Genomic DNA, 13,007 nt, shown 5'->3' on the forward strand with positions numbered 1-13,007 from the left:
CACCCCACGGGCTCATACAACAAGGGGGTCAATATTCGTGTCGCCGGGTGGGTTAATTTTCATGTCGCTTGACAGTCGTCTGGCGATGCGTCAACATCGCGATGACCAAGGAGCCTTCATTTACATGGAATTGCTAGCTTTCTTACTGCGCGGGCCCGCCACACGGCGCCACCCCCGCCGCGGAGCGGCTTCGTTCAACCGCAATCGCAGAGAAATTGCACACGATGGCACTCCTTGGCCTCGACAACTCCCGCGCCAAGGACTACTTCGACCTATGGCACCTGGCCCAGAACCATACCTTCGAGGCATCAAGCCTGGCGGGGGCGATCCAGGCCACCTTTATCCGCCGTGGCACAGAATGGCCCCAGCCGGTTCCTGAAGGCCTGTCGGCGCCGATATTTACCCGCCAAACTAGTTGTTCAGTCGGATAGGCCGGGAGCGATTGGCTGACGCGCCCCCCCCGCAGACAACCTCATTTTCTTCATATTGATAAATAGATGCTGGATACTGTGTTTCTCTATGCTCTCTACGCCATCCCGGGATCGGGCGCATTGGCAATGAGCTCTGGTACGAATACTCATGACCAGAGCTTTCTTACCGGATCCCACGACAGCTCTGGCCCAGTCCCCAGGCTTCTTTCCACCATAGGCCGGATGAACGCCTGTACCTCGGAAACGACATCTCCAAACAGGGGGGTGACAATGTGCCTGGAACGGACATAGGAATCCCAGATGCGCCTGAGGTTTGGATCCGTCCCATAACCCGGTTCCAAGACACTTGCATCCATTCGCCGCACACTTACCGTGCGTCCAGCCACCCCATCCCGATAATCTGCCGTAACTTTGAGAGCTTCGGCAACCATATTCAAATGGAGATCCTTGCCAACCCTGGAGATCACCCAAAGATCGAAGATGTCCTTGGCGCGGGTAGTGGCCAAGCCTCGCACCAAGACCGTTTCCACCTTTTCAGCCAGGAAGGTCTCCACCGGATAGCCCTGAACAAGTCCCCCTTGAAAACCCTCCAGGATCGGATGGATTTCGACAAGACTTGGGCCAGGGGTGATGGGATCTCCAAAACTGAGATCCAGCTTGATGCTGCGGGAGTGTTTGGGACCAAAACGAAAGGGGATCGTGTAACGCCGACAAGGATATCCAGTGTCTTCGCGGATATCTTGCCAAGTCATCAGGTCTGCCAGGAATTCCAGACGGTCACCAACATCGATGCCCAAGATCTCCCGGAGGACAGAGTCCATAGAATCGCTGGAAAGCCTGATGGCAAGAAAGTCTAGATCCTCCGTTGGACGATTCCATTGGCGAGTGAGGAAGTACAGTAGGATGCCACCTTTGAGGACCAACTGGTCCCGATAACGACTTTCGGCGACTCGGGCCAGAAAACGTTCAAGAACGAAAAGGACTTGGGCATTTTCGACGCTTTGCCCAACAACGCGTTGGTTGCTCAATCGCTTGAGCACACTATCGGGACTCTTGGTATCGCGCGGCTTCTTCATGCCAAGATGACCGAAAGATAGCCGCGCAGGGTCGTCCGGACCCGGCAAACCTTTTCCCACTGGATCAGGTCATCAGGCAGTCCACCCTGCCGAAGGAAGGTCTTCAAGGCTTCGAAGGCGACTTCAACCCCGACCTTATCCCGGAACCGGAGAGCATCGCAAACCGTCTTGGCCTTGCTGTAGATCCGAACTCTGGTCCCATTGATCTTGACCGTTTCTATCCCCGCCGCATGAGCGGCCTCTCCAAGACGAATGAACCGTGCGGGAAAGGCCATGCGCGGAACCCAAGAGGTATTGGGAATGGCAACCCAGGTTTCCGAAGGAATGGTGGTCGTCAACCCGTAGTAGGACAGGGCGGATAGGAGGCAGATGACCCCATCGGGAACAGCGAGGCAGGCGTCCGCCAAATCCTGATGCAGCCAATGACCCTTGGCAGCAGAGCGGTAGACCCCAGGACGCAGCTTCTGAAGGCGGCCATCCTGAGCCATCCTCAAAATGGCCGTCCCCCTTCCCCGACGCTTTGCGGAGGAGAGACGAACAACATCTCTTCTAAGTTCTGGCTGCCTCTTTTGCATCGTAATCGCTCGTTTCCATACACTCAAAAAATAGTGTGAATGTTTCACGTCGTCAATACTCAAAATACACCTTGTCACAAGGCAAACCACAGGCAAAACAACCACTCCCCAAGCAAACGGACAGCGCCGCGATCATTGACCAACCAATTTTCTCCCCTGCAGGGCGCCAGGGCGTCGTGATCGACGTGAACACCCCCCAATTGGTCATCTACGCTGCCCATCTGGATACTTGCGGTGCATGGATCCTCCTTGCCCGGTGCGGCACAGGTCGTCCGCTGGCGCGCCCTGGCTTCCCCTGCCCGATCTACCCGCTTCGGCGGTCTGACCGGTTCGGGGAGCTCGGGAGCTGACGCGGACTCCCCCCAGGTGCCCACACCGGGCAAGGCGGCTCCCATGACCCACCCCAAGACCCACATGACCATTAAGAACAGCCAGGCGCAGTTCTCCGAACTTGATGACAGCCACGTCATCACAATCAAAGGTGAGAGCTACCGCCTAAAGGAGAGACACAAGGCTGGGTTGATCCGGCAAGGGGTGACCGCGGCCCCCTGATCGTGACGCGACGGTGACCCCTCCCCAACCACAGCTCGAAGAGCATGGCCCCCTTGAGCACAAAGACATCCCGGTATTCCGAACGGCTCAAGCGATGGAGCAGACGCTCGATGCCATACCGCTTAAGGACCAAGTCCAGATCCTCGCCACGGCTCTCGGCGAGGTTCAACAGGCGCGCCCGGACGGAGGCCACCAGGTCCTTCTTGGGTTCCGGACTCACAGGATCGCCTCCATGTAGGGCCGCATCAGGTTCCAGACCCGCCCCTGCCTTGCAGCCTCGGCTAGATCCGCTGGGGTGCTCAGCCTGCGCTGAAGGGCCTCCTTCAGAGCCTGGACGGCCACATCCAGGCCAACCTGCCGACGATGCTTGAAGCAGTCGGCCACAGTCCTCGGCACATCGGTGACTGGCACGGGGGTCCCTTCAATGACCGGATGGATCACACCCGTTGCCAGCCGCTCCGGCTCACAGCGGAAGACCCGGAGAACCGGATAGTCCACCCCGGGATGACGAGCCTTGCGACTCACCAGCATCCACACCTCGTGGGGCATCTCCAGCGTGAGCTCATGGAAGCGGAGCGCAGAGAGCAGGCCAATGATGCCGTTGGGAACCCGACGGGAGGCCTCCAGAAGCGTATGGTGCTCTGTCCATTCACCGTCCGCCAGGGTGTACAGCCCGCGCCCTGAGCGTTCCAGAAGGCCTCGACGGTACATCTGGGCCAGGCATCCAGGAGGAAGTCCGAACTGATCCAGGTCCATGGGCCGAAGAACCCCCCGCTCACGCATCAGCGCGATTACCTGGGTGACCATGGGGCTTGGACCGGACATAACGATAGTGTCGGCTACTTATATCAAATTACCAACATTTTCATCAGGAGAGGCGAAGGTCGACCCACATGATACCCCCAAGGGAATACCGAGGAGGCATGGGCATCGGTCATGCCTCCATCAGCCCCAGCCTCCTCAACTGGCCAAGAAGTGCATTCACGGATCCCTGCACCTGCTCGGGAAGGGCCTTCAGCGAGGCATCTGCCTCTTCGTCAAACAGGGCCTCCACCAGGATAGTAGCCTTGCTGGCGGCCTCGAACTGTTCCTCAGGGGTCCAGGCATCCTCCCCTGCCAAGTCAGGATTGAAAGCGACCCGCAGGGCCTTCAGATGGGTCTTAACATCAGGCGGGAGTGCGTCCACTTGGCCATACAGACCACTCAAGACCTCACGGGCCTGATCGACCACCGTCTGCAGCATCCCCTTGGCCTGGGGCTTGATCCTTGATCGGACCGACGTGCTGGCCTGTCCATCCTCCGGGTCCTTCTGGCCAATCCCGCGAGTGGCGATGATGACTTCCGCCTTCATATGCGTGTCCTTCGAGACGACATGCATGTATCGGTTCGCAGAGTCCAGGCTCACCCAACCCATGTAGTGCTGGACCTCACCTCGCTCCAACCCGGAACGGAGCAGATCGGTGGCCATGGTGTGACGCAGATCGTGCAACCTCGTCTCCTCCGGGAGGTGAAGCAGGCCCCGGATCGCTTCCCAGGTATCCTGGATATTGCTCCAGGGCTTTTCGGGATCCAGGTAACCGGGGAACACCCAACCAGCCTTGGGACGACCGGCGGCTTCCCAAAGCCGGACCAACAGGGCCCTCGCCGGCGAGGTCATCCGAATGTACTTTGTCCGCTTGACTCTCGGCCTCTTTGCGCCTGTTTTGGTCACCGCGAATTTCAACAGCCCAAGTTCAAAATCGACAGCACCCCAGGAAAGCCGAAGGGCCTCGCGGTGGCGAAGACCCGTGTGAAAGATCAGATCGATGGCATCCAACGCGATTCCGGCGAACTGTTCCTCGCTCCGAGAGTGGGGCTTGCAGCGACTGGTTTCGGACTCCAGGAAGGCACGCAGACGGAGTTGGTCCTCCCGCCCCAGGTAGACGAAATCTTCGGATTCCGGCTCCAAGGGGATCGCCCGACAGGGGTTGTGTTCAAGTCCTTGCCAATGCTTGGATTCCTTGCCCAGCTGGTACTTGAACATCCCCGAGAGCATCGATATGACCCGGTTGGCCTGAATGTCCGATGGGACAGATTCGGCTTTGACGAAGTTGACCTTGCGCCGACGGGTGTATTCGATTCCCCCCTTTGACACCTTCTCCTGAATGTCCTGGATATGGCTCATGGCGACCTGGGAAAGCTGGAGCGACTTGAAGCTCTTCGGAATAAATCGGTCCCAGAACCTCTGGTACCTTTCCCTAGTCGACTTAGCTAGGCCCTTGGGCCAGAAATGCGACTTCCAGTCCTCGAAGAGATCCTTCACAGTAGTAAGCGAGACCGGCTGGCGGTGGGCAAAAGGATCCTTTTTGTCGCGGATATTCTGGTTGATTTTCTGAGCCTCTTCACGCGCCTTTGTCGCAGTCATGATGCCAAACTGTCCGATCCGGAAATATTTCTCCTTACCGTCAATCGCAAAGGTGTACCCAAAGACTTTGGGAATCTCTCCATGCTCGTCCGGTTGATAGACCCGGACCGAGAAACCGGGGATCCGGGGGTCCCGCATCCAGTAGTCCCTCTTGTCCGCGGGCGGGCGCGGCAGGGACTCCACAAAGGAATCCGTCAGCAGAGCCCGCTTGGGCTTGTTCCAGGTCACCCCGGTTCCCCGTCCTCCCTTCCCCCCGTAGCCAACCCCCAGGGAGCTCGCACCCAATGATGATGTTTTCGTCATATTAGGCCCCTAAAACAGGTCGTATTTAGCGTAGGGTCTTAGCGTAGGGTTTTCAAGGTCGCAAACCCCCTTTTTGCTGCTTCACTTATCCGGGCCAAACGCATCCAAGGCGTGGAATAGAAAATAATAAGTGGCTATTCTTGCTGTATCATATAGGCTTTAAAAGCAACTATAGCAAGTCTAGAAAATGTATGACTTAGGGTCTCATAATCCCTAGGTCGACAGTTCGAGTCTGTCTCCAGCCACCACACTTAAACCCCGAAGTTTCAAGACTTCGGGGTTTTTGTTTTTGGCATATGCTCACCAAATGGCATCCCCTGGGTTTCCCATTCTCGGTTTAGAAAATCCAGCATTTTCAATAACCTGGAGATTCCGTTTCCCACAGCAGTCCCACAGGAGTCCCACAGGTTCGGGGGGATTTCCCGCCCGGCAAGGTGCTCCTGGGCCCACTCACGGTCGTCCTGCAGGGGGCTCCACGTGACGACAACAATTACCCATGCGCATCGCACATACCATGCGGATTTCGCCCTCAAAGGCGCAGCCCTCCACCACCTTTGGAGTAAAGCCTTTCCCCGGCCGACCCGAGATCTAGACATCGTGGCATGGGGTGAACCGGCCCTGCCCCGCATGGAGGAGATCTTCCGGGAAATCTGCCGAATGGAGTGCCAGGAGGATGCGTTGAGATTCGATCCCGCAAGCGATTACCTGACCGGGTTGCTAAAACACGCCGGGGATGTGTGGACCTACCCCACGCCCCCAATGGGAATCTGAATTTCCAGGAAGTGGGCTACACCTCGAAGGAAATCAAGAAGTTGACGAGCCCAGAACGCTATTTCAACAAGGTTGCCGATAAAATGCGTGAGGAATGGTGAGCCGGTGCGAGTTGGATTTTCTTTCCACCACACCCTTTTCAGAGAGGCTAGAGTAGAGCCATGGCTCAAAACAACCAGTCCGACCCCTTCACGCTGGAACAGGCCAGACGCGTTGCCGCGCGCAACGGAGAGGAGGTCATTCCAGGCTTCTGCGCCATGTGCGGACCTGCCCCCCAGGCATGCGGCATCTACGCCTTTGTCAAAGATGGTCGATTCGTTCGCGCCGCGGGCATGGCGGAATCCCCGGTGAACCGGGGAGGGCTATGTCCCAAAGCCCACGCGGCACCACAGTGGGTCTATTCGCCGGATCGCCTGAAATATCCCCTCAAGCGCATCGGCGAGAAGGGTGAGGGCAAGTTCGAGCGCATCTCTTGGGATGAAGCCATCCAGATCGTCGCGAATACCCTGAAGCGCCAGAAGGCGGCCTACGGGCCGGAGTCCCTGGCCATCCTCTCCCCGGCCCTCCGGAGCTACAGCGACTACCTGCGCCGTTTCCTGACCGTCCACGGCAGTCCCAACTATGGTCACAGCGGCATCTGCGCCATGCAACGGGCCTTTGCCTTCATGTACACCCTAGGGGATTGGCCCGGTCCCGAACTAGGGAAAAGCGATCTCATCATCTATTGGGGGCGGCAGCCCATCTATTCCGGCGCCGCCGCCCCCAGTCCCAAGCTGCTCGTGGGAGCCAAGGCGAGGGGGGCTAAGATCATCGCCATCAAGCCCTCAATGGAGCCGGATGCGGGCATGGCGGATATCTGGCTGCCCCTCCGGCCCGGCACCGATGCAGCCCTGGCCCTGGCCATGCTCCACGTGGTGGTGGGCGAAGACCTGATCGATGCTGCCTTCGTGGAGCAGTGGTGTTTCGGATTCCCCCAGTTGAAGGCCCATGTTCAAAAATTCTCTCCGGAATGGGCCGAGGGCATCACCGGCGTCGGCGCCCAGCAGATCCGGGATGTAGCACGCCTCTATGCGACCACCCCCCGGGCCTCCATCGATCTGGGCAACGGCGTGGAGCATGCACCCTCCTCCAATGACGCCATCCGGGCGGTTGCGATTCTCATCGCCATTACCGGCCACCTTGACCGCCCCGGTGGGAATCTCTTCGGGGGCCCCTTCGGCGTCCCCTCCACCATGCCCCTGCCTCAGGACATCTCTCTGCGGGAGCGCTTCACTCAGGAGATGGTGGACAAACTGGTGGGGCCCGAGTTTCCCCGCCCGTTCCAACCCTTCGTGGAGGGACTCTCCTCCGCCTACTACCGGATCCTGGATAGCGTTCTTACGGAAAAGCCCTATCCCATCCGAACCATCATCGCCCCCGGCACCCAACCCTCCGTGAGCACCCGGGGTTCGAAGCATGTCCTCGAAGCCCTCAAGAAGCTCGAATTCTACGTGGTCGTCGATGTGACCCGCACCGCCGATATGGCCTATGCCGACATCGTGATCCCCACCGCCACCCCCTACGAATCGGACCACCCTTTTGATGGCCGAGGGGGTTGGCTCATGGCCCGGAACAAGATCATCGAGCCCCTGGGAGACTATAAATCAACCTACGAGTTCTTTCTGGATCTCGGCGTGGCCATGGGGTACGGCGCGGACTTCTGGCACGGCAGCATGAGGGAGGCCATGGAGGCCCAGATGCAACCCTTCGGGATGACCCTCGACGAATTGAGGCAGCACCCCGTGGGCATCACCTACGAGCCCCTCCCCAGAACCTACGAGAACTACGCAAAGGTCTTCCAACGCCGCAGCCCCCGCCTTTCCGGGGCTCCCTTCCTGCCCCAGGGGAAAGTGGCGATCTACAACACCTCCTTCGAGGCCGAGGGATTCAGTCCACTGCCCGAATGGCGGGAACCCCCCGAAAGTCTGACGGGAACGCCTGAACTGACCGGGCAATACCCCCTGATCCTTTCCGACTACCACACCTCGAAGAACTACACCGCATCCTGGCAGCGGAATCTCCCCCTCTTGCGGGAACTGGAGCCCCATCCCCTCCTCCACATCCACCCCGAGACCGCCTCCGTTCGGGGCATCGCTCAGGGGGACTGGGTGATCGTGGACTCCCCCCATGGGTCCATCCGGGTCAAGGCGGAACTCTTTCCAGGCATCCGACCCGATACGGTCATGGTCTTGCACGGCTGGTGGCAGGGATGCGGGGAGTTGGGGATGGAGGACATGCCGCTCCTCGCGGGGGGTGCCAACGTGAACGCGATGTACAGCGTCGAGGAAGGCAAGGCCTACGACCCCCTCATCACGGCCATGACCAGCCAAACCCTTGTGGAAGTCAGGAGGGCATGAGCGTGGAACGTGGATTTTCCTTTGCCCCGGAGAAATGCATCCAGTGCCACGCCTGTGCGGTGGCCTGCAAGAGCTGGCGGGAGCTCGAACCCAAGGTGCGATACCGCTGGGTCGAGAATATCTGGCAGGGCAGCTATCCCGAAATCCGGTGCGTCTCCAGCACCATAGCCTGCAAGCAATGCGACGACCCGCCCTGTGTTGCCGTTTGCCCGGAAGGCGCCATCAACAAGCGCCTTGAGGATGGCATTGTGGTCGTGAATGAAGAGGCCTGCAGCGGCTGCCAAGCCTGTCTTGGGGCCTGCCCTGATGCCATCCCGCAGTTCGGTGCGGATGGCAAGATGCAGAAATGCGATCTCTGCCTGGGGAGGCTCGACCTGGACGCTGATGAACCCCCCTGCGTCGCCACCTGCCCCACCAAGGCTCTCAGTTTCTTGCGGTCAAAGGTGGAGTAAGCCCAACTGAGCTGCGGCTGCAAGCCAAAGCCCGGCTCCCAGGCCTGTTTGCACCGGCACCCGCAAAGATCAGTTGCGGGTAATACCCACAATCAATCACCTTGCATTCACAAGCGTTTTCATTCACAACTGGGAGTGGAGGAATCCTTGGCCCGCCGTCCCTGTTGCAAACATATCGAAGCCCTGCCGGAAGTCCGCTACTTCAAGCCGCGGGCCGTCCCCCTGTCCGAACTCGAAGAGGTCATTCTCGGCATGGAGGAACTGGAGGCCCTGCGGCTGGCCCACATCGAGGGACTCCAGCAGAAGGCCGGGGCCGAATCCATGGGGGTCTCCCGGGCCACCTTCGGGCGGGTGCTGGAAGCCGCCCACCGGAAGGTGGCCAAGGCTCTGGTCGACGGCTGCGCCCTGCGGATCGAGGGGGGCAGCTACACCGTGAAGGAGAGCCGGTAGGGAGCTCTGCCGCCTCAGCCCGCCAGCGTTCCGAGCTCGCTGTCCAGCCGCTCCATGGCGATACCCTTGAGATGGCAGGGATCCGGCCCGAAGATGATCGCGGTGAAGTGGATCTTGAACTCCTGGGATAGCCCCGCATCCCAGCACCCGGAGCTCTTCATCTGGATGTTCCGGCCAGTGGAAGCCAGCCAGAGGTTCTCATTCTGTCCGTTCTCCACAAACACTTTGATGTGCCCGACCATGTGGCGCTGCGCCACGGCCCAGTCTCGTAATCCGGCGACACAGCGCATCATGACGGCCGAAAAGGCCTGGCCCGACACTTCGCTCGGGCAGCTCACGGAGCGGGTTGCCGAATAGACGGCCGGGCTCTCCCCCGGGGCATGAAAGAGTTGATCAGCCGACGGTTGGCCATGAGGATGGTGCCCGTGGGAATGCCCGTGATCATGCGAGCAGCCCTCATGGCAGACATGGGAAGCTGGGTGTTCTTCAGACCTCTTGGCAGACATCGATCTTCCTCCAGATGCTGGAATCAAGGTTGAGGGCCGACACAGACAGGATCTCCGCCCCGGGATTCATCTCGCGCAGGGCTTCCCTGATCGCACCGAGGGACTCCTCCCCGACCAGGTCGCACTTGTTGATGAGCACTAGGTCGCCGGAAGAAACCTGACCCTGCACCAGGGCTGGCGTGATCTCCGTCAGTTCCTCCCAGCGTTCCGCATCCACCACCGAGACCACCACAATGCGCTCGATCCCCTGGCCGTACTGACGGAGAGTCTCGATGATCTTGGCAGGGTAGGCGAGGCCGGTCGGCTCGAAGATGACCCAGGCCGGATGAATGGTCTCATTCAGTTCATTGAGCGTGGTGACCAGATCGGCCGTAAGGGTGCAGCAGATGCAGCCCGCAAAGAGCTCACGCACTGCGTATCCCCCGGCCTGCAACACCTTGTTGTCGATGCCCACCTCGCCGATCTCGTTTTCGAGAATCACCAGCTTCGAGCCCTCCGTCCCTTCCTCTCCCACTAGGTAGTGAGCCAGGGAGAGAATAAGGCTGGTCTTTCCAGACCCAAGAAACCCCCCGAATATTACCACTTGCATAGCGCAACCCCCTTCATGTTATGAGCACATGCTCTCAACATATCACCATACATCCATGACATGTGGATACCCAACAGTTTCCATGACAGCCCTAAAAAGAGCCTATGCTTAATAGAACTCATTTCTATTAAGCTAGTCACTCTGGCCCCGCTCCACAGGGAGCACGTGCTGCAGACACGGATACGGCCACACGGAGGGATCATGCGCCTGTTTCACCGAGTCGGCATCGCAAACGCCATGTTGGTGTCCACCCTGCCATGCCTGGGCGCCGATAGCGCCCAGGCATCCGCCCTCATCGGAAAGACCCTCGAAGCCTCGACCCGGAAGCCCCTGGACAGGGTCCTGGTCCAGATCCCGGAGCTCAAGCGGAAGGTCTTCACGGAAGCCAGTGGCGCCTTCCTGCTCGGCCACCTCCCCGCAGGCCGTTATCTGGTCACCTTCCAGGGGAACCAGCTGGAATCCAAGCATGTATGGGTCACCCTGCCCACCCGTGATCCCCTGGAGATCACCCTCAATCCGAAGATCCCGGAAGTGGTGGTAACGGTCACGGCAACCCCCTGGGCAACCCATCCCATGGAAGCCGCTCAGCAGACCGCTTCGGTCCCCCATGAGGACATCTTCGCGGGGTCGGGCATGTCCGTCGGTGAAGCCGTAGCAGCCCTCCCCGGCGTCAGGAATGTCTCGACCGGGGAGAGCTCCGGAACTCCCATGATCCGGGGCATGGTGAACGACCGGGTCCGAGTGCTGGACAACGGGGTCGGTGTCAATTACCAGGGCTTCAGCCGTCGGCACATGCCCACCCTGGAACCCCTGGACGCGGACCGCATCGATGTGGTCCGCGGACCAGCCAGCGTGCTCTACGGGTCACAGGCCGTGGGCGGGGCCGTGAACCTGAGCAGCGCACTTCTCCCCACTGCTGCGGAGGGAAAATCGAGCCTGGGGGGGCGTCTGTCCCTGGGGCATGCCTCCGCCAACGACAGCCGAGTCGGCCAGGCCATGCTTGAAGGGGCCCACGGGGGTTTCGGATGGAGGCTGTCCGGAACCGAAAGAGTAGGAGGTGACACCCGCACCCCCGATGGTGATATTCCCGACACGGGGTTCCGATCCGACTCCTGGTCGCTTCTCGGAGGGTATTCGGGGGCCTGGGGGCAGATCCAGGCGAGGGCTAGGTCCTTTGAGAACAAGCTGGGCTTCTATGTCCCGGGTTCACCGCTCTTCAGCCTGCGGCTCCAGGATGCACTCCAGGGGCTCGAGGGTTCCCTATACACGCCCATCGGCGTCCTGGAAGTGAACGCCACCCGCCAGGAGAACCACCGCAGGGCCTACTCGTCCGGAACCTCCGCGGCACCGACCGTGAACCTCATCCTCACCACCCACACATTCAGGACCCACCTGAAGCATCTTCCCGCTGCCAGACTCCAGGGCGACCTATCTCTTGAATATGTGGAGCAGGAGAACGACTCCCTTGCGCGCGCATCCTCCGGCCAGAAGACCCTGCTCCCCGATTACGGCACCCGTTCCTGGAGCATGTCCCTCTTCGAGGAATGGCGACAGGATGCGGACGCGGAGCATGGCTGGATCTTCAGCTTGGGGCTCCGGCACGACGCCAGGCGGCTGGACGTATCGCCGGACCTGCGGACAGGGCTGGAGAATGGCCTGGAGCGAAGCTACTGCGCCACAACCGGATCCGTTGGAGCCGTGTTCCGCTTCACTCCCAGGTATTCCCTGGCCGCTACCCTCGGACGCGGGTGGCGCCACCCCTCGGAATATGAGCTCTTCGCAGCGGGGACGCATGATGGCGTGGCCGCGTACGAACTGGGCAACCTGAACCTCAGGGAGGAGAAAAGCATGAACGCCGAGGCATCCTTCCGAATGGATCACCCCTGGTTCAAGGGTAGCCTCAGCATCTTCGAGAATCGGTTCGAGGACTACATCTATCTATATGAGACCGGACTTCCCGCGGTGGGGGGCCTGCCGGTCCTTTCCTTCCGGCAGTCCGATGCCCGGACCCGGGGCATTGAAGTGGAAGCCCGGACGCCCCTGGGAACCAGCTTCGAACTCCGGGGGGCCTACGAGCATCTGAGCACCCACAATGAATCCACGGGCAATGCCCTCCCCTTCACACCTCCGGATCGCGCCTCCCTGGGGGGGCGCTGGTCCTGGGTCCTTCAGGAGAGGAGCCTCCGCCAGGGCCACCTGGACATCCACGCCGTCTGGACCGGCACCGGCAGCCCCAGCGGAATCGACGAGCCCTTCGGAAGCCGCGACGGGCAGCTGATCGAGACCGGCTCCTATCTCGTCTGGAACCTGGGTGCCGGAACCCAATGGAAGTGGGGGCGTGCAACCCTCAAGTCGGACCTGGCGGTGACCAATCTCTTTAACAGGCGGTACGTCGACTTCCTGGACACCTACAAGCAGTATTTCCCGGCCCAGGGAAGGTCCTGCCGGACCACCCTGAGCGCCAGTTTCTGAGCCCCCTCCACACCACACTGAAGGCAATGG

General features: G+C 60.2%; 13 protein-coding genes. 7 read left to right on the forward strand and 6 right to left on the reverse strand.

What is annotated here, in order from left to right:
- Positions 1 to 224 precede the first annotated feature (224 nt).
- Positions 225 to 431 (forward strand): nucleotidyl transferase AbiEii/AbiGii toxin family protein, encoded by a 207-nt coding sequence (locus HOLFODRAFT_RS23790; RefSeq protein WP_148300349.1) that lies wholly within the window; start codon positions 225 to 227, stop codon positions 429 to 431.
- Positions 432 to 577: 146 nt separating this feature from the next.
- On the opposite strand, the gene HOLFODRAFT_RS22545 is transcribed toward HOLFODRAFT_RS23790, so the two are convergent.
- On the reverse strand, positions 578 to 1,507 hold the full coding sequence (locus HOLFODRAFT_RS22545; RefSeq protein WP_005032556.1) for a nucleotidyl transferase AbiEii/AbiGii toxin family protein: 930 nt from the start codon (positions 1,505 to 1,507) through the stop codon (positions 578 to 580).
- Entirely contained in the window at positions 1,504 to 1,995 is a 492-nt protein-coding gene (locus HOLFODRAFT_RS0203815) for a type IV toxin-antitoxin system AbiEi family antitoxin domain-containing protein (RefSeq protein ID WP_052572433.1), read from the reverse strand. Before HOLFODRAFT_RS0203815 ends, HOLFODRAFT_RS22545 begins: the two co-directional genes overlap by 4 nt.
- A gap of 336 nt (positions 1,996 to 2,331) precedes the next feature.
- Between HOLFODRAFT_RS0203815 and HOLFODRAFT_RS24350 the strand changes: the two genes are divergently transcribed.
- On the forward strand, positions 2,332 to 2,634 hold the full coding sequence (locus tag HOLFODRAFT_RS24350; protein WP_148300350.1) for a hypothetical protein: 303 nt from the start codon (positions 2,332 to 2,334) through the stop codon (positions 2,632 to 2,634).
- A gap of 216 nt (positions 2,635 to 2,850) precedes the next feature.
- Here the strand turns inward: HOLFODRAFT_RS24350 and HOLFODRAFT_RS0203830 are convergent, their stop codons facing one another.
- Together HOLFODRAFT_RS0203830 and HOLFODRAFT_RS0203835 are read right to left on the reverse strand one after the other, a co-directional pair.
- Positions 2,851 to 3,441 (reverse strand): type IV toxin-antitoxin system AbiEi family antitoxin domain-containing protein, encoded by a 591-nt coding sequence (locus HOLFODRAFT_RS0203830; RefSeq protein ID WP_005032549.1) that lies wholly within the window; start codon positions 3,439 to 3,441, stop codon positions 2,851 to 2,853.
- Between the two features lie 127 nt (positions 3,442 to 3,568).
- Complete coding sequence (locus HOLFODRAFT_RS0203835; protein ID WP_043485764.1) at positions 3,569 to 5,266, reverse strand: tyrosine-type recombinase/integrase; 1,698 nt, start codon at positions 5,264 to 5,266, stop codon at positions 3,569 to 3,571.
- A gap of 552 nt (positions 5,267 to 5,818) precedes the next feature.
- On the opposite strand from HOLFODRAFT_RS0203835, the gene HOLFODRAFT_RS25735 reads away from it, so the two are divergent.
- The 4 genes from HOLFODRAFT_RS25735 to HOLFODRAFT_RS0203855 all read left to right on the forward strand — a co-directional run bounded on the left by HOLFODRAFT_RS25735 (position 5,819) and on the right by HOLFODRAFT_RS0203855 (position 9,410).
- Positions 5,819 to 6,112: a nucleotidyl transferase AbiEii/AbiGii toxin family protein gene (locus tag HOLFODRAFT_RS25735; protein ID WP_005032545.1), complete on the forward strand. Its 294-nt coding sequence runs from the start codon at positions 5,819 to 5,821 to the stop codon at positions 6,110 to 6,112.
- Between the two features lie 161 nt (positions 6,113 to 6,273).
- Complete coding sequence (locus HOLFODRAFT_RS0203845) at positions 6,274 to 8,508, forward strand: molybdopterin-containing oxidoreductase family protein (RefSeq protein ID WP_005032543.1); 2,235 nt, start codon at positions 6,274 to 6,276, stop codon at positions 8,506 to 8,508.
- Entirely contained in the window at positions 8,505 to 8,960 is a 456-nt protein-coding gene (locus HOLFODRAFT_RS19155) for a 4Fe-4S dicluster domain-containing protein (protein WP_052572436.1), read from the forward strand. The genes HOLFODRAFT_RS0203845 and HOLFODRAFT_RS19155 overlap by 4 nt, the downstream gene beginning before the upstream one ends.
- Positions 8,961 to 9,107: 147 nt before the next feature.
- Positions 9,108 to 9,410: a DUF134 domain-containing protein gene (locus HOLFODRAFT_RS0203855; protein WP_005032539.1), complete on the forward strand. Its 303-nt coding sequence runs from the start codon at positions 9,108 to 9,110 to the stop codon at positions 9,408 to 9,410.
- A gap of 14 nt (positions 9,411 to 9,424) precedes the next feature.
- Here HOLFODRAFT_RS0203855 and HOLFODRAFT_RS19160 read toward each other — a convergent pair whose 3' ends face one another.
- Positions 9,425 to 9,667, reverse strand: coding sequence for a hypothetical protein (locus HOLFODRAFT_RS19160; protein ID WP_148300351.1), 243 nt, complete (start codon positions 9,665 to 9,667; stop codon positions 9,425 to 9,427).
- Between the two features lie 229 nt (positions 9,668 to 9,896).
- Entirely contained in the window at positions 9,897 to 10,505 is a 609-nt protein-coding gene (locus HOLFODRAFT_RS0203865) for a CobW family GTP-binding protein (RefSeq protein ID WP_005032532.1), read from the reverse strand.
- Positions 10,506 to 10,706: 201 nt separating this feature from the next.
- Between HOLFODRAFT_RS0203865 and HOLFODRAFT_RS0203870 the strand changes: the two genes are divergently transcribed.
- A complete protein-coding gene (locus HOLFODRAFT_RS0203870) occupies positions 10,707 to 12,977 on the forward strand; it encodes a TonB-dependent receptor (RefSeq protein ID WP_005032530.1) in 2,271 nt (756 codons plus the stop codon).
- Positions 12,978 to 13,007 lie beyond the last annotated feature (30 nt).

Source organism: Holophaga foetida DSM 6591 (assembly GCF_000242615.2).
In the GTDB taxonomy this organism is placed as follows: Bacteria; Acidobacteriota; Holophagae; order Holophagales; family Holophagaceae; genus Holophaga; species Holophaga foetida.

Bases quoted from the DNA above. Each gene is read 5' to 3' on its own strand.
- HOLFODRAFT_RS23790 (WP_148300349.1), top strand. From the start codon at position 225: ATGGCACTCCTTGGCCTCGACAACTCCCGCGCCAAGGACTACTTCGAC.
- HOLFODRAFT_RS22545 (WP_005032556.1), bottom strand. From the start codon at position 1,507: ATGAAGAAGCCGCGCGATACCAAGAGTCCCGATAGTGTGCTCAAGCGA.
- HOLFODRAFT_RS0203815 (WP_052572433.1), bottom strand. From the start codon at position 1,995: ATGGCTCAGGATGGCCGCCTTCAGAAGCTGCGTCCTGGGGTCTACCGC.
- HOLFODRAFT_RS0203830 (WP_005032549.1), bottom strand. From the start codon at position 3,441: ATGGTCACCCAGGTAATCGCGCTGATGCGTGAGCGGGGGGTTCTTCGG.
- HOLFODRAFT_RS0203845 (WP_005032543.1), top strand. From the start codon at position 6,274: ATGGCTCAAAACAACCAGTCCGACCCCTTCACGCTGGAACAGGCCAGA.
- HOLFODRAFT_RS19155 (WP_052572436.1), top strand. From the start codon at position 8,505: ATGAGCGTGGAACGTGGATTTTCCTTTGCCCCGGAGAAATGCATCCAG.
- HOLFODRAFT_RS0203865 (WP_005032532.1), bottom strand. From the start codon at position 10,505: ATGCAAGTGGTAATATTCGGGGGGTTTCTTGGGTCTGGAAAGACCAGC.
- HOLFODRAFT_RS0203870 (WP_005032530.1), top strand. From the start codon at position 10,707: ATGCGCCTGTTTCACCGAGTCGGCATCGCAAACGCCATGTTGGTGTCC.